The 15,663-nt window shown below is 72.9% G+C and carries 12 protein-coding genes and 3 pseudogenes; 7 read left to right on the forward strand and 8 right to left on the reverse strand.

Going from position 1 to position 15,663, the window contains the following annotated elements; genetic code table 11:
- The first annotated feature begins 193 nt into the window (after positions 1-193).
- Positions 194-2,650: a glycoside hydrolase family 95 protein gene (locus tag BN1555_RS19255; protein WP_093800543.1), complete on the forward strand. Its 2,457-nt coding sequence runs from the start codon at positions 194-196 to the stop codon at positions 2,648-2,650.
- A 26-nt stretch (positions 2,651-2,676) separates the two neighbouring features.
- On the opposite strand, the pseudogene BN1555_RS19260 reads toward BN1555_RS19255, so the two are convergent.
- Both BN1555_RS19260 and BN1555_RS19265 read right to left on the reverse strand, forming a co-directional pair.
- Positions 2,677-3,303, reverse strand: a pseudogene (locus BN1555_RS19260) (cytosine permease); the annotation flags it as partial.
- Positions 3,299-3,691, reverse strand: a pseudogene (locus BN1555_RS19265) (ATP-binding cassette domain-containing protein); the annotation flags it as partial. The pseudogenes BN1555_RS19265 and BN1555_RS19260, both read right to left, overlap by 5 nt.
- 138 nt (positions 3,692-3,829) lie before the next feature.
- Here BN1555_RS19265 and BN1555_RS19270 point away from each other — a divergent pair.
- The 3 genes and pseudogenes from BN1555_RS19270 to BN1555_RS19280 all read left to right on the forward strand — a co-directional run bounded on the left by BN1555_RS19270 (position 3,830) and on the right by BN1555_RS19280 (position 6,235).
- Positions 3,830-4,614, forward strand: a pseudogene (locus BN1555_RS19270) (aromatic amino acid lyase).
- Positions 4,615-4,639: 25 nt separating this feature from the next.
- A complete protein-coding gene (locus BN1555_RS19275; protein WP_093800544.1) occupies positions 4,640-5,476 on the forward strand; it encodes a MurR/RpiR family transcriptional regulator in 837 nt (278 codons plus the stop codon).
- A 144-nt stretch (positions 5,477-5,620) separates the two neighbouring features.
- Positions 5,621-6,235, forward strand: coding sequence for a hypothetical protein (locus tag BN1555_RS19280; protein WP_093800545.1), 615 nt, complete (start codon positions 5,621-5,623; stop codon positions 6,233-6,235).
- On the opposite strand, the gene BN1555_RS19285 is transcribed toward BN1555_RS19280, so the two are convergent.
- The 6 genes from BN1555_RS19285 to BN1555_RS19310 form a co-directional block, all read right to left on the reverse strand.
- The gene (locus BN1555_RS19285; protein ID WP_093800546.1) at positions 6,204-6,578 is read right to left on the reverse strand and encodes a hypothetical protein; all 375 of its coding nucleotides are present in this window, start codon (positions 6,576-6,578) and stop codon (positions 6,204-6,206) included. The two genes, BN1555_RS19280 and BN1555_RS19285, sit on opposite strands and share 32 nt — an antisense overlap.
- Before the next feature lie 89 nt (positions 6,579-6,667).
- The gene (locus tag BN1555_RS19290) at positions 6,668-7,099 is read right to left on the reverse strand and encodes a roadblock/LC7 domain-containing protein (protein ID WP_093800547.1); all 432 of its coding nucleotides are present in this window, start codon (positions 7,097-7,099) and stop codon (positions 6,668-6,670) included.
- Positions 7,100-7,136: 37 nt separating this feature from the next.
- Positions 7,137-7,925, reverse strand: a complete 789-nt coding sequence (locus tag BN1555_RS19295; RefSeq protein ID WP_093800548.1) for a hypothetical protein — start codon at positions 7,923-7,925, stop codon at positions 7,137-7,139.
- The gene (locus tag BN1555_RS19300; RefSeq protein WP_093800549.1) at positions 7,922-8,296 is read right to left on the reverse strand and encodes a hypothetical protein; all 375 of its coding nucleotides are present in this window, start codon (positions 8,294-8,296) and stop codon (positions 7,922-7,924) included. Before BN1555_RS19300 ends, BN1555_RS19295 begins: the two co-directional genes overlap by 4 nt.
- 132 nt (positions 8,297-8,428) lie before the next feature.
- Entirely contained in the window at positions 8,429-9,811 is a 1,383-nt protein-coding gene (locus BN1555_RS19305; RefSeq protein ID WP_093800550.1) for an APC family permease, read from the reverse strand.
- Between the two features lie 125 nt (positions 9,812-9,936).
- The gene (locus tag BN1555_RS19310) at positions 9,937-11,265 is read right to left on the reverse strand and encodes a type III PLP-dependent enzyme domain-containing protein (protein WP_255306093.1); all 1,329 of its coding nucleotides are present in this window, start codon (positions 11,263-11,265) and stop codon (positions 9,937-9,939) included.
- A 131-nt stretch (positions 11,266-11,396) separates the two neighbouring features.
- Here BN1555_RS19310 and hutU point away from each other — a divergent pair, with 131 nt between their 5' ends.
- Genes hutU through BN1555_RS19325 form a run of 3 tightly spaced genes read left to right on the forward strand, consistent with a single transcriptional unit; the run spans position 11,397 to position 15,648 of the window.
- Positions 11,397-13,070, forward strand: coding sequence for a urocanate hydratase (gene hutU / locus BN1555_RS19315; RefSeq protein WP_093800552.1), 1,674 nt, complete (start codon positions 11,397-11,399; stop codon positions 13,068-13,070).
- A gap of 59 nt (positions 13,071-13,129) precedes the next feature.
- Positions 13,130-14,320 (forward strand): allantoate amidohydrolase, encoded by a 1,191-nt coding sequence (locus BN1555_RS19320; protein WP_093803501.1) that lies wholly within the window; start codon positions 13,130-13,132, stop codon positions 14,318-14,320.
- Positions 14,311-15,648 (forward strand): formimidoylglutamate deiminase, encoded by a 1,338-nt coding sequence (locus tag BN1555_RS19325; protein ID WP_093800553.1) that lies wholly within the window; start codon positions 14,311-14,313, stop codon positions 15,646-15,648. The genes BN1555_RS19320 and BN1555_RS19325 overlap by 10 nt, the downstream gene beginning before the upstream one ends.
- The last annotated feature ends 15 nt before the right edge of the window (positions 15,649-15,663 follow it).

Here is a 15,663-nt window from a genome sequence, read left to right on the forward strand (position 1 = left end):
GGGCTACCCCCCCTTCTCCCCGATTCCCCCGGTTCCCCGCTCCGCGCCGCCGATGTCGTACAGGTGAGTGATCCGGCACTCTTACATCCGATGAGTCGGTGGATTATGGTCAAGAATTACTGAACTATTGCCTCAACTGACCCTCTACTCCTAAGTTCGGCTCGCCAGTCATCCGAGCTCCAGGAGTGGGTCCATGTCGCGGAAGTACACCCGGAGGCCGGTCCTCGCCCCAACGGCCGGACCGACCGCAGTTCCGGCCGCCGAGGGGGCCGGGCCCGGCTCCGCCCCCGCCCCCGCCCTCCTCTGGTACGACGAGCCCGCCACCAGCTGGGAGCGCGAAGCGCTGCCCCTCGGCAACGGCGCCCTGGGCGCCAAGGTCTTCGGCGGTGTGGCGCGGGAGCAGGTGCAGCTCAACGAGAAGTCCCTGTGGACCGGCGGCCCCGGCAGCGCGGAGGGCTACGACCACGGCGACTGGCCGAAGCCGCGGCCCGGGGCCGTCGCCGGTGTGCGGAGGGCCATCGACGAGAAGGGGGCGATGGACCCCGAGGAGGTGGCCCGGCGGCTCGGCAATCCGGCGTACGCGACCGCCGGCAGGATCCCAGGCTTCGGCAACTACCAGAACTTCGGCGACCTCTTCCTCGACTTCCCCGGCGCTCCGGCCCCGCCCACCGGCTACCGCCGCGGCCTCGACATCGCCGACGCCGTCGCCACCGTCTCGTACGGCGACGGGGAGACCCGCTTCACCCGCGAGTACTTCGCCAGCCGCCCCGACGGCGTCGTCGCCGGGCGGATCTCCGCCGACCGGCCCGGAAAGGTCTCCTTCACGCTGAGTTTCAGGAGCGCGCAGGACCGGACCTCGGTGACGGCGAAGGACGGCCGGCTGCTCGTCCGCGGCGCGCTCGCCGACAACGGTCTGACGTACGAGGGGCAGGTGCGGGTCCTCACCACCGGCGGGGAACGGACCGACGGCGACGACGGGCGGATCACCGTCACCGGCGCGGACAGCGCCACGTTCGTGTTCTGCGCCGGGACGGACTACGCCGCCACTTCTCCCGGCTACCGGGGCGAGGACCCGCACGCCCGTGTCTCGGCCACCGTCGACCGGGCCGCGGAGCGGACGTACGACGAGCTGCGGCGGGCCCATGTGGCCGACCACCGGGCGCTGTTCGACCGGGTGCGGCTGGACATCGGGCAGCGCGCGGCCCCCGACGTGCCGACCGACGAGCTGCTCGGCTCCTACACGGGCGGCGCGTCACCCGCCGACCGCGCGCTGGAAGCGCTCTTCTTCGCGTACGGGCGGTACCTGCTCATCGCGTCCTCGCGGCCCGGGTCGCTCCCCGCCAACCTCCAGGGCGTGTGGAACGACTCCAACACGCCGCCCTGGAACGCGGACTACCACACCAACATCAACATCCAGATGAACTACTGGCCGGCCGAACCGGCGAACCTCGCGGAGACCGCCCGGCCGTACCACGAGTTCATCGACGGCCTGCGGGCGCCGGGACGCAGGACCGCCCGGACGATGTTCGGCACGGAAGGCTGGGTGGTGCACCAGAACACCAACCCGTTCGGCCACACCGGCGTGCACGACTGGCCCACCTCCTTCTGGATGCCGGAGGCCAACGGCTGGCTGGTCCAGCAGCTGTACGAGCACTACCTCTTCGGCCGGGACGAGGACTTCCTGCGGGAGACGGCCTATCCCGCGATGAAGGAAGCGGCCCGGTTCTGGCTGGCGAACCTGCACACCGACCCGCGCGACGGCAAGCTGGTCGTGTCGCCCGGTTACTCGCCCGAGCACGGCGACTTCACGGCCGGGGCCTCCATCTCCCAGCAGATCGTGCACGACCTGCTCACGAACACCGCCGAGGCGAGCGAAGTCCTGGGCCTCGACGCCGGGTTCCGCGCGGAGGTCACGGACGCGCTCGACGCCCTCGACCCCGGACTGCGCATCGGCTCGTGGGGCCAGCTCCAGGAGTGGAAGGCCGACCTCGACGGCCGCACCAACACCCACCGGCACGTCTCGCACCTCTTCGCGCTGCACCCGGGGCGTCGGATCGAGGCCGGTTCGGCGTACGCCGACGCGGCGCGCGTCTCGCTCACGGCGCGCGGGGACGGCGGCACCGGCTGGTCGAAGGCATGGAAGATCAACTTCTGGGCGCGGCTGCGCGACGGCGACCACGCCGCCAGGATGCTCGCCGAACAGCTGAAGTCCTCCACCCTGCCGAACCTCTGGGACACCCACCCGCCGTTCCAGATCGACGGCAACTTCGGGGCCACGGCCGGCATCGCGGAGATGCTGCTCCAGAGCCACGGGCGCGACGCGGACGCAGGCGCCGTCATCGACGTGCTGCCCGCGCTGCCCTCCGCCTGGGCCGCACGCGGGTCGTACGACGGCCTGCGCGCCCGCGGCGACTTCACCGTCGGCGTGGACTGGCGGCGGGGCGCGGCCACGGAGATCCGGATCACCTCGGGCAGCGGGGTGACCGCGAAGCTGCGCGGTCAGCTCTTCGCGGGCACGTTCCGTGTCGTACGGGGGGACGGGAGGCCCGCCGGCCACACGGTGGAGGACGGGGCGCTGACCCTGCCCACCCGGGCCGGTGAGCACTACCGGATCCTCACCCGGGCCGCGGTCGCCCGGCCGGCCGGCTGACGGGGGTCATCCCGCCCGGACCGGCCCCCGGTGCCGCCGAGCGCCACGACGTAACCCACCTGGCCCGCCAGGAACGCGTCCCCCGCCGTCGCCGCGACCAGCACGCCGAACGTCATCGACCACTGCGACCCCGGCGCCGACCCGCCGAGCGTCCACCAGAAGGTGGCCCGGCCGCTCGTCGTGCGCGGGAGGTAGCGGGAGCAGTCGGCCACGTACGGGCCGAACGCCGGCTGCCAGGACGCGGGGAGGGAGACCGCCAGCAGGAATACGGGGAGGTCGAACGCGGCACGCTCCGACAGCACCGCGCCCAGGTCCACACGCTCCAGCAGGCGCACGCCCAGGTACACGAACGCCACCGCGCAGACGACGCTCGCCACCCGGCCCAGGGCGTGGATGACGCGGTAGCCGACGGCCGCCGTCACGGCGGTGACGGCGGCGAGGATCACGATGCCCGTCGTGTCGCCGAGGCGGGTCGGCTCACCGACCGCCTGGCCCGCCAGGACGCCGCCGCTGGCGAAGAAGCCGACGTACATGACGATGACCAGGAGGAGCGGGACCACCGCACCCCTGACGCCGAACCGGGCGCGTGACCGGATCATCTGGGGCAGGCCGGGCTTCGGGCCCTGCGCCGAGTGCAGGGCCATCACCGCGCCGGGCGGCGTCGGCGGCGAGGCCGGCGGTCTCCAGGAGCTCCGAGGCCCTGGCCCGCGCCTTCTTCCGCCCCCGTCCCAGCAGCAGCGGGACGGTGGCGATGTTGTCGAGGACGGTGCGGTGCGGGAAGAGCCCCGACTGCTGGATGACGTGGCCGATGCCGCGGCGCAGCTCGGCGGCGTCCGCTTCGGGGACGTCCCGGCCCGCGACCCGGATGGTGCCCGAGGTCGGGTCGACCATGCGGTTGACCATGCGGAGGGTGGTGGTCCTGCCGCATCCGGACGATCCGACCAGCACGGTGATGGCGCCTTCCGGCATCTCCGGGGTCAGGTCGTCGACGGCTGTCGTGCCGTTCGCGAAGCGCTTGTGCACTGCGGCAAATGTGATCATCGGTCATCCCTTGCCAGGGCTGCATATGGTCATGCAGAGTTCTGCGTGACTGAATAGATGTCAATGCTCTGCGGTGAATCGCTGGTGACGACCGACCGGTGTGCGAGACGAGCTGTCCGGAAAAGGAGGGGTTCGCGAATGAAGTCGTCCCCCATGGTGGTCGTTCTGGACGGGCAGAGCCTCCCCGTCGCCGACGTCGTGCGCCTCGCCCATGGCGCGGCCCGCCCGGTACCCGGCACCGAGGCGATGAAGCGCGTCGAGGAGTCCTGGCACGCCGCCCGTGAACTCGCCGCATCGGGCCGCGTCTACGGCCGCTCCACCGGAATCGGCGCTAACCGCTCCGAGGCCGTGCCCACCGGAGCGGCCGCCGACCACGGCCTGCGCCTGCTGCGCGGCCATGCCGGTGCGATCGGCTCCACGCTGCCCGCCCGCGAGGTCCGCGCCATGCTCGCCGTCCGTGCCAACCGGCTGCTCGCGGGCGGTGCGGGCCTGCGCCCCACCGTCGTGAGTGCCCTGTGCGAGGCGCTGGAGTCGGGTGCCCACCCCGTCGTCAACGAGTACGGCCCGGTCGGTACGGGCGACAGCGCCGCCCTCGCGCAGGTGGGCCTCGCCCTCGCCGGCGAGCAGCCCTGGCTCGGCGGTACCGTGCTCTCCCGGGCGTCGAGGAGCAGGCCGGTTTCGCCTCGCCCGCCGCCCGTCAGGCGCTGCGCGCGAGTGACGCGTACCGTCATGTCGTCGGCTGCGAACTCGTCGCCGGCTTACGCGCGTTGCGCCAGCGCGACCTGCGCCCCGACCCGGCGCTCCCGGTCGGCCGCGCCTTCGCGCTCGCGGACGCCGCGCTCGACCCCGACCACGCGGACCGCCCGCTCACCGATGATGTGACTGCGGCGGCCGCGCTGCTCGACCAGTTCACGGACCTCTGAACCACCGACCTCCGAGGGGGATGGCATGAGCGACAGCCCTGCCGCACGACTGCAGCAGCTCTTCGACGGGCACCGGCTCACGCCGACCCAGCGGCGTATCGCGCACTGCATGGTGCGCAAGGCCGCCGACGTGCCGTTCCTGTCGAGCGTCGAGCTCGCCGAACTGGCCGGGGTCAGCCAGCCCTCCGTCACCCGCTTCGCGGTCGCGCTCGGCTTCGACGGCTATCCGGCGCTGCGCAAGCACCTGCGCGAGGTCGCGCCCGCCGAGTCCTCGCGGGGCGAGGACCACTACAACGAGTACCAGCAGGCCGTCCAGGCCGAGATCGAGAACCTCCAGCACCTCGCCGGGCTGCTCGCCGACCCCCGCCCCGTCGAGGAGGCGGGCCGGGTCCTCGCCGCCTCCAACCCGCTGCCCGTCCTCGGCCTGCGCGCCGCTTCCTCGCAGGCCCGCGGCTTCGCGTACTTCGCCGCGAAGGTCCATCCGGACGTACGGCTGCTCGACGAGGGCGGCACGATGCTCGCGGACCGCATCGACGGGGCCCGCCGGGCGGGCGCGAGCGCGCTGCTGTGCTTCGCGCTGCCGCGCCATCCGCGCGAGGTCGTGGACGCGCTGGTGTACGCGCGCGAACAGGGCCTGACGGTCGTGACGGTCGCCGACTCCGCCTTCGCGCCCGTGGCCGCCCACAGCGACCTGCTGATCCCGGCGGCGGTCGGCACGGGCCTCGCCTTCGACACGGCGTGCGCGCCGATGCTGCTGGGGCGGGTGCTGCTGGAGGCGATGTGCGACGGCCTGCCGGACGCGCAGGCGCGGCTGGAGGAGTTCGACGCGAAGGCGGCGGCGCGGGGCCTGTTCGTCGAGTGACCGGCGGCCCCGGCCCCGCTCGCCGTGTCCTCCCGCGCCCTCCCGCACTTCTCCCGCGTTCTCGGCGGTTTTTCAGACGGTGCTCAGAATCGGGCGTTACCCTCCCCGACTGGAAACAGTCGGAGCCGGCGAGGAGGGGCGGTCGTGGGACGCGGAGAACAGGCGCAGTCGTTGGCGCGGGTGGCGGTGGTCGTACGGGCCGGGGCGGCGCCGTTGTGGTGGCTCGGCCTGCTGGCCGCCGGAATCGGAGTACTCGTACCCGGCCTGACCGGGCGCAGGACCGGGCTCCTGGCGGGGGCCGCGCTCTTCGTGGCCGCGGCGGCGGCCGCGGTGCTCGCGCGCAGGGGCCGGTACGCCGCCCTGGCCTCGACGGCCACCCGCGCCGCCCGCCGCGACTTCCTCCAGGACCGGTCCGTGACGGCGCGGGCCTGGCGCCGCGGCCGTCGCTGGTGGCTGGCGGCCGCCTTCCTCGCCGCGGTGGGCACCGCGTTCGCCGTTCCGGGCGCGGGCGGACTGCTGATGGCGGGCGCGGGCGCCGGACTGTGGCTGAAGGCGGTGTGGATCGGCGCCAGGGAGCGCCGCGAGGAGACCCTGCTGTGGGTGCGTACCGACTGGCTCGGCGGCGGACCCGCCGGCAGGCGGATCGCGGCGTACCGCACCACCGGGATCGCGGCGGGTGACGCCGCGCCGGGCGGCGCGCGCCGCCGCCCGGCCCCCGCGGCGGTGGTCACACGTCGAGTTCGGCCTCGATCCTCTTGAGCTGGTGGCGGGCCATCGCGAGATTGGCCCGCGCCTTGTCCAGTGCCAGGTAGAGGAACAGGCCGTTCGCGCCGCGCCCCTTCAGGAGCCGGATCAGGTGATACTGGCTGCCGAGGGTGATCAGGATGTCCTCGACCTCGTCCTTGAGGCCCAGGTGTTCCATGGTGCGCACCTTGGCGCGCACCACATCGGTGTTGCCCGCGGCGGCCACCGTCAGGTCGAGGTCCTTGCCGCCGCCGAGGGTGCCCAGCGCCATGCCGCTGGTGTAGTCGACCAGAGCGACACCCAGGGTGCCCTCGATGCCGGTCATCGCTTCCTTGAGCGCGGTTTCGGTGTTGGCCATGAGTGTCGCACTTCCTTTTCGTCCGGTGGTTCGTCCGGTGGTTCGTCCAGCGGTGTTCCTGGCTGCCGCTGTCGTGCGCCTGGCCGCGGTCACACGTTCTCCCGGGCCCGGGCGCCGTCGAACAGCGCGCCGATGCGGACACTGGCCCGGCGTGCCTCCAGGTGGAGCCGGCCCACGTTGACGCGCGGTTCGGCGAGGAGCGTGAGGACGGCGGACGACCCCGCCGCGTAGGTGGCCACGTAGCCGTCGTCACCGCGCACGAGCAGTTCGCGGAAGGCGCCCTGCCCGGTCGCGTCCGTCAGCCGCACCGCGATGCCGAGCGCCGCCGCGGTGAGCGCCGCCACTCCCTCGGCCTCCACGGCCGGGGTGTCCTGGGCCAGTACGAGGCCGTCGGCGCTCGCGGCCAGGGCTCCGGTCAGCTGGGGGACCCTCGCCCTCAACTGCCGCAGCTCGTCGAGGACTTCCGGCTCGGCCGCCATCAGCATTCTCCTTTCGGCGCGTTGTCTCAGGGCGCGCCTCATGACGCGGAGGCGGGGGACGCGCCGACGGTCCGGGGAATCACAGCTGTGCCTCCAGGGCGTCGCGGAGCCGGCGCAGCAGGGCGGTGTCCGGGTCGTCGGTGGCCTGCAGGGCCCGCGCGACCCGGGCGGGCACGGGAGGCGGGGGTGCCGGGGTGTCGCGGGGCGTGGCGACCGCCCCCGCCGCCGCGAGCCTGCGTACGTCGATCAGCGTGTGGAAGGCCGGCCGTCCCAGGGCCCGGGCGATGTCCCCCGGGGTGCGTTCACCGTCCACCAGGTCGAGGACGGCGCGCTGCCTGCGGGTGACCGGCCGTCCCGACGGTCCGCGGCGGCGTACGACGGGGGCGGTGTCGGTGTCCGGGTAGGGCCAGAGCCCGTCCAGCAGCCGTCTGCGCCGCCGCGACTCCCGCTCGACCGCCGCGGCGGGGACCGGGCGTATGCGGCCCAGCCAGTGGGCCGCCCCGTAACGGAACCGCGTCGGGCCGCTGCCGGGGGCGAGGACGAAGAAGGCGGCGTCGAACAGCGCGCTGAGATGGCAGAGTTCCAGCTCGCCGCCGGCCAGCCGGCCGCTGTCGACGAGGAAGCGCCCGACCCGGCCGCGGGTGCCCGCCCGGTCGACGGCCTCCTGCCAGTCCTCGGCCGGCAGCCGCCCGGCCGAGGTCAGCAGTACGTCGATGCCGGGCGCCGCCGGGCTCTCGGCGTGCACGACCTGTCCCTCGTCGAGGTAGAGGGCCCCGTGGTCCCGCAGCAGGGCGCCGGTGGCGCGTTCGGCGGCCAGCCGCACGAGCATCGGGGACACGGTGGCGGCCCCGGCCGCGGTCCCGGTCATGCCAGGACCAGCTGCTCGGCGAGGCCGCGCAGGCGTAATCGGGCCAGGGCCAGATTGCCTTTCTCGCGGTCGAGCCACAGGTGCAGGAAGACGCTGCTGTCGAAGGCGGTCTCCACGAAGCGCAGCAGGTGGTAGCCGCTCGGCGTGGTGATGATGACGTCCTCGACGGGAAGCCCCTGCGGGGAGAACGCCCGCTGCTCGGCGGCCATCCGGGCCAGCTCCGCGGTCTCCGCCGCGGTGACCTCGTGGTCACCGTTCGGCGACCGTCCTTCCGTACCGAGCGCTAGCCCGCTCGTCCAGTCCACCAGGGAGGCTCCGAGGGCACCGGGCAGGGCCATCGCCGCGAGCAGACATTCGTCGATCCCGGGCATGCGGAACCCCCCTTCCGGCGTGGCACACGGATGCGGACTGCCGGACACACGTTCTGTGGCAGTGGTGAGGAGGTTACGTAAAGGGAGGTGCGCCGGCGCATGGTTCCGGCATTTTCCATGTGCACATGCCAGCTAGCTTTCGCCTCGTGCCTTCATTACTGCTTTATTGATCGCCCAGAGACCAATTCCGATCAAAAGAAGGACACCTGCGCGGATGTAGACGTCCGCCGGCCGGTCGGCCAGCGGACTGGCGAGGACGATCGCGGTGATCGCGCCGAGCACCGGCAGGATCGTCGGCGTCCGGAAGTGCCGGTGCGCCACCCGGTCCTTGCGCAGGACCAGCACGGCGACGTTGACCACGGCGAAGACGCACAGCAGGAGGAACGCCGTCGTGTCGCCGAGCCCCTCGATCCCGCCCGTCGACACCAGGCCGATCGCCAGCAGCGAGACGAAGACGATGCCGACGACGGGCGTGCGGCGCCGGGACAGGACGCGGCCCATGGCGCGCGGCAGGATGCGTTCGTTGGCCATTCCGTAACAGAGCCGCGAGGCCATCATGATGTTGATCAGCGCGGAGTTCGTCACGGCGAACAGGGCGATCAGCGCGAAGAGTTTGGGCGGGAAGTCGACCCCGCCCGCCTTCACGACCTCCAGCAGCGGCCCGCTCGATTTCTCCAGCGTCGTGTAGTCGACGAGCAGCGAGGAGACCAGGGCGACCAGGACGTAGATGGTGCCGGTGACCGCGACACCGATGAAGATCGCCTTCGGGAAGGTGCGCTGCGGGTCCTTCGTCTCCTCCGCCATGTTGACGGAGTCCTCGAAGCCGACGAAGGCGAAGAAACCGAGCGCGGTGGCGCCGAGCACGCTGGTCAGCAGGGCGTAACCGGTGCCGGACGCCTGGAACTCACCGAGCCGCGCGGGCTCGCCGCCGCCCGTGAACACGGCGTACGCACCGATCCCGAGGATGATCGCCAGACCGGTCAGCTCGACGAGCGTCAGCACCACGTTCGTCTTCACCGACTCCGAGACACCGCGCAGATTGAGCGCGGCGAGGGCGACGACGAACAGGATCGCGACGAGCGTCGGCGGCACGGCGTCCGTGAACTCCGCCAGGTAGTCGCCGCTGAAGGCGCGGGCGGCCGCGCTCGCGGACGACAGGCCCGAGCACATCACCATGAAGGCGATGATGAAGGTGAGGAAGGGGACCTTGAAGGCCTTCTGGGCGTAGAGCGCGGCGCCGGCGGCCTTCGGGTACTTGCCGACGAGTTCGACGTACGAAGCCGCGGTCAGGAGCGCGACGACGAAGCCGATCGCGAACGGCAGCCACAGCGCGCCGCCGACCTTCCCCGCCACCTTTCCCGTGGTGGCGTAGATCCCGGTGCCCAGGATGTCGCCGATCACGAACAGGATCAGCAGCTTGGGCCCGAGCGCGCGCTTGAGCGGTGTCTCGTCGACCGGTGTGGCTGATGTGCCGGATGTGCCAGGCGTGTCTGGTGTGGCACCGGATACGGACATAGGGAACCTCCCCCGAGATGGACTGGGGATGTTCTGCCCGGCGCGGCTTGTGTGATGCGCGTCAGGTGCTGCGTGCCGTCCGGGCGTTCGGGCGGCGGGTGCGGCCGGAGCTTCAGGGATCCACCTCAGGGATCCAGGAGCGCGTCCGCGTGCCCCCCGCCCGACTCGGCGACGATCTCGTCGAAGGTCTGCGGCGGCCGTACGACGCTGAAGCGGACCCCGCCGGCGGTGGCGGCGAAGCCGTGGATCCCGGCTCTGGCAAGGCTGTTGTAGCCGTAGTGCGCGGCCATGTAGTACGCACCGGTGTCCAGCACCGCCGCGTAGTCGCCCTGCTCCAGGAGCGGCAGCGGCCGGTTCTCGGCGAGCAGGTCGCCCGCGAAGCACGCCGGGCCCGCCACGTCCTGGGCGACGGGCGGGCCCGGCTTGGGAAGGCCCTTCGCGTCGTACGCGGCGATGCGCAGCGGCCAGGACCCGGGGACGTACACGGTCCGCGTCGCGATCTGGACGCCCGCGTGGGTGACGGCGATCGGCCGGCCGCCGGAGGTCTTCGCGTACTCGACGCGGGTGAGGACCGTGCCGTGCTTGGCGAGCAGGGAGCGGCCGAACTCGGTGACCAGGCCGTAGCGCCCGTCGAGCAGGCCGGGGACGTGCTGCTTGAGGAGGCGGGCGTAGTCGGCGTACGACGGGGCCCCGGCGTCGGAGGCGAAGTCGACGGGGAGGCCGCCGCCGATGTCGACGGTGTCGACCTGCCGGCGGCCCGCCGCCGCATTGATCTCCTCGGCGAGTCCGTACGCCGCCGCCACGCCCCGGACCATCAGCTCCAGCGGCAGGCCCTGCGAACCGGAGTGCGTGTGCAGCCGGGTCATCCACGGCCGGTCGAGGTAGGCGCGTACGACCCGTTCGCGGGCGCCCGGGTCGCGCAGCGCCACGCCGAACTTCGAGGTGGCGGTGGCGGTGGAGAGCGCGCCGATGGAGCCGCCGCCGATCTGCGGGTTGACGCGCAGGCCGACGGGGGAGGCGGGGGCCGCCGACTCCACCAGCGCGTCGATGCGCGCGAGTTCCTGGAAGTTGTCGGCGTTGACCGCGATGCCCAGGGCGAGGGCTTCGCGCAGCTCGGCGGTGGTTTTGGCGGGGGAGTCGAGGACGGTGTGCGCCGGGCGGACACCGGCGGCGCGGGCCAGGGCCAGCTCACCGGGGCTCGCGACTTCGGCGCCGATGCCCCCGTGCTCGTACAGCAGCCGCAGGACGGGGACCAGCGGCGTCGCCTTGACGGCGAAGGCGTGCAGGACCGGGGTGCCGGGCGGGGTGACCTCGTCGAACGCGGCGCGCAGGGCGGCGGCCGAGGCCCGGATGCCGGTGATGTCGAGGAGGCCGGCGAGCGGGGCGGCGGGGCCGACGACCCCCTGCTCGACGGCGGCGCGTACGGCCCGCTCGCGCCGCTCGGGCGCACTCATGTCCGAAGGCATGTGTTCCAGCCAACCACCCGCTTTGGCCGCGCGCAGGCGGCCGGACGTATTGACTAGCTCTATTCACATCGCCAGGATGTGAATGGACGGCAATGCAGTCACTCGCGAGGAGGCACACCATGTCAGGACCCCGCCCCGTACGGGCACCGCGCGGTACGGAGCTGAGCGCCCTGGGATGGCAGCAGGAAGCCGCCCTGCGCATGCTCCAGAACAACCTCGACCCCGAGGTCGCCGAGCACCCCGACAAGCTCGTCGTCTACGGCGGCACGGGCAAGGCGGCGCGGGACTGGCGCTCGTTCGACGCCATGGTGCGCACCCTGAGGACCCTGAAGCAGGACGAGACGATGCTCGTCCAGTCCGGGCGCCCGGTCGGTGTCATGCAGACCCACGAGTGGGCGCCGCGCGTGCTCATCGCCAACTCCAACCTGGTCGGCGACTGGGCGAACTGGGAGGAGTTCCGCCGCCTGGAGGCGCTCGGCCTGACCATGTACGGCCAGATGACGGCCGGATCGTGGATCTACATCGGCACCCAGGGCATCCTCCAGGGCACGTACGAGACCTTCGCCGCCGTCGCCGCGAAAAAGTTCAACGGCACCCTCGCCGGCACCATCACCCTCACCGCCGGCCTCGGCGGCATGGGCGGCGCCCAGCCCCTCGCCGTGACCATGAACGACGGCGTCGCGATCTGCATCGACGTCGACGCGCGCGCCATCGAGCGCCGCATCGAGCACCGCTACCTCGACGTCAAGGCCGACAGCCCGGAGCACGCCCTCCGGCTCGCCGTCGAGGCCCGCGACGCCCGCAGGCCGCTGTCCATCGGCCTCCTCGGCAACGCGGCGGAGCTGCTGCCGCGCATGCTCGCCGAGGGCGCCCCGATCGACATCGTGACCGACCAGACCAGCGCCCACGACCCGCTCTCGTACCTCCCCGTCGGCGTCGACTTCGACGACATGGCGTCGTACGCCGCCGAGAAGCCCGCCGACTTCACGCTGCGCGCCCGCGAGTCCATGGCCCGGCACGTCGAGGCGATGGTCGGCTTCATGGACGCCGGAGCCGAGGTCTTCGACTACGGCAACTCGATCCGCGGCGAGGCCCAGCTGGCCGGCTACTCCCGCGCCTTCGACTTCCCCGGCTTCGTACCGGCGTACATCCGCCCGCTCTTCTGCGAGGGCAAGGGCCCCTTCCGCTGGGCGGCCCTGTCCGGCGAGGCGTCCGACATCCACAAGACGGACCGCGAGCTGCTGAAGCTCTTCCCGGAGGCCGATTCGATTCAAAACGCGTCCCTGCACCGCTGGATCAAGATGGCCGGCGAGCGCGTCCACTTCCAGGGCCTGCCGGCCCGCATCTGCTGGCTGGGCCAGGGCGAGCGCGACAAGGCGGGCGCCCTGTTCAACGACATGGTCGCCGACGGCACCCTCGCCGCCCCCCTCGCGATCGGCCGCGACCACCTCGACTGCGGATCCGTGGCCTCGCCGTACCGCGAGACCGAGGCCATGCTCGACGGCTCCGACGCGATCGCCGACTGGCCGCTGCTCAACGCCATGGTCAACGTCGCCTCCGGCGCCTCCTGGGTCTCCATCCACCACGGCGGCGGCGTCGGCATGGGCCGCTCGATCCACGCGGGCCAGGTCTCGGTGGCGGACGGCACGAAGCTCGCGGGCGAGAAGATCCGCCGCGTACTGACGAACGACCCGGGCATGGGTGTCATCCGCCACGTGGACGCGGGCTACGACATCGCGGAGAAGACGGCGGACGAGCAGGGCGTACGCGTCCCGATGCGGGAGGGCGAGTGACCTCCGTGGCACCCGCCGACGGCTCGCCGCACCCCGCCGCCACCGCGTCGTTCCACGAGATGTGGGCGGACCTGCTGCCGATCGGCCGCGACGCGGCCTCCGACGGCTACCGCCGCTACGCCTGGACGGCGGCCGACGCCGACTGCCGCGCCTGGTTCAGGGCCCAGGCCGAGTCCCGCGGCCTGACCTACGAGGTGGACCGCAACGGCAACCAGTGGGCCTGGCAGGGCGATCCCCTCGCCGGGGACGCGGTCGTCACCGGCTCGCACCTCGACTCGGTCCCGGACGGCGGCGCGTTCGACGGCCCGCTCGGCGTCGTGTCCTCCTTCGCCGCGCTCGACGAACTCCGGCGCAGGGGAGTGGAGTTCACCAAACCGCTGGCCGTCACCAACTTCGGTGACGAGGAGGGCGCCCGCTTCGGCCTGGCCTGCGTGGGCTCCCGCCTGGCGGCCGGGCAGCTGACGGCCGCCAGGGCCCGCGAGCTGCGGGACGGGGACGGCGTCAGCCTTCCCCGGGCCATGGAGGCGGCGGGTTACGACCCGGCCGCCATCGGCCCGGACCCCGGACGCCTCGCCCGTATCGGCGCCTTCGTCGAGCTGCACGTGGAACAGGGCCGCGCGCTGGACGTCTCCGGTGACCCCGTCGGCATCGCGTCCGCCATCTGGCCGCACGGCCGCTGGCGGTTCGACTTCCACGGCGAGGCCAACCACGCGGGCACCACCCGCCTGGAGGACCGCCGCGATCCGATGCTGACGTACGCCGAGACGGTCGTCGCCGCCCGCCGCGAGGCACGGCTCGCCGGGGCCCTCGCCACCTTCGCGAAGATCGCCGTCGAGCCGAACGGCGTCAACGCGATCCCGTCGCTGGTCCGCGGCTGGCTCGACTCGCGCGCCGCTGACCAGGAAACCCTCGACCGGGTCGTCGCCGGCATCGAGCAGGCGGCACGCGAGAACGCCACCCGCTCCGGCATCGACCTGCACATCACGCAGGAGTCGTTCACCCCGGTGGTGGAGTTCGAACACGCCCTGCGCGACGAGCTCGCGAAACTGCTCGGGGGCGACGTCCCCGTCCTCGGCACGGGCGCGGGACACGACGCGGGTATTTTGTCCGCTTCGGTCCCGACCGCCATGCTGTTCGTACGGAACCCCACGGGCATCTCGCACTCCCCGGCCGAGTACGCCGCCGAGGACGACTGCGTCGCGGGGGTCATCGCACTCGCCGACGTACTGGAGGGGCTCGCGTGCACGTGACCTACTGGCTGGAGCACGCCTGGCTCGATGCCTTCGTCGAGCCGGGCGTGGCCCTGGACGTGACGAACGGCCGGATCACGGCGGTCCGCAAGGACGTCCCGGCCCCGCCGCCCGGCGCCGTGGTCCTGCGGGGCCTGACCCTTCCCGGCCTCGCCAACGCCCACTCGCACGCCTTCCACCGGGCGCTGCGGTCCACGGTGCAGGTGGGCTCGGGCACGTTCTGGACGTGGCGGGAGGTGATGTACGGCGTCTCCTCCCGCCTCACCCCGCAGACGTACTTCGACCTCGCCCGGGCCGTGTACGCCGAGATGGCGCTGGCCGGGGTCAGTGCGGTGGGCGAGTTCCACTACCTCCACCACGCGCCGGGCGGCACCCCGTACGCCGACCCCAACGCCATGGGCGAGGCCCTGATCGCGGCCGCCGCCGAGGCCGGCATCCGCATCACCCTCCTCGACACGGCGTACCTGGCGTCGGGCTTCGGCACGCCGCCCAACCGCCCCCAGCGGCGCTTCTCCGACGGCACGGCCGACGCCTGGGCGGAGCGCGCGTCGCTGCTCAAGGACCGCGACCACGCGCGGATCGGCGCGGCCATCCACTCGGTGCGCGCGGTACCCGCCGGCCAGCTGGCGACGGTGGCGGCCTGGGCGCAGGCCCGCGAGGCCCCGCTCCACGTCCACCTCTCGGAGCAGACCGCCGAGAACGACGCGTGCCTGGCCGCGCACGGCTGCACCCCGACCCGGTTGCTGGCGGACCACGGGGTCCTCGGCCCCCGCACCACGGGCGTCCACAACACGCACCTGGCGAACGAGGACATCGCCCTCATCGGCGGAACCTCCACGGGCACGTGCATGTGCCCCACGACGGAACGCGACCTGGCCGACGGCACCGGCCCGGCGGTCCGCCTCCAGCGGGCGGGCTCGCCCCTCTGCCTGGGCAGCGACAGCCACGCGGTGATCGACCTCCTGGAGGAGGCCCGCGCGATGGAACTGAACGAACGCCTCAGCTCCCGCACCCGCGGCCACTGGACGGCGGCGGCCCTGCTCCGGGCCGCGTCGGTGGACGGCCACGCGGCGCTGGGCTGGCCGGACGCGGGCACGATCGAGCCGGGCGCCCTGGCCGACCTCACGACCATCGCCCTCGACTCGGTCAGGACGGCGGGCCCACTGCCGCGCCTGGGGGCCGAGACGGCGGTGTTCGCGGCCTCGGCCTGCGACGTACGCCACACGGTCGTGGCGGGCCGCCACATCGTCCGCGACGGCGTCCACACCTTGGTCCCGGACGTTCCCGGGGCGATGGCCAAGGCGGTCACAGCCGTCTACCAGCAATAGGGGCGACAGGGGGCG

The sequence above is a fragment of the Streptomyces sp. Wb2n-11 genome (assembly GCF_001049855.1).
Classification (GTDB): domain Bacteria; phylum Actinomycetota; class Actinomycetes; order Streptomycetales; family Streptomycetaceae; genus Streptomyces; species Streptomyces altiplanensis.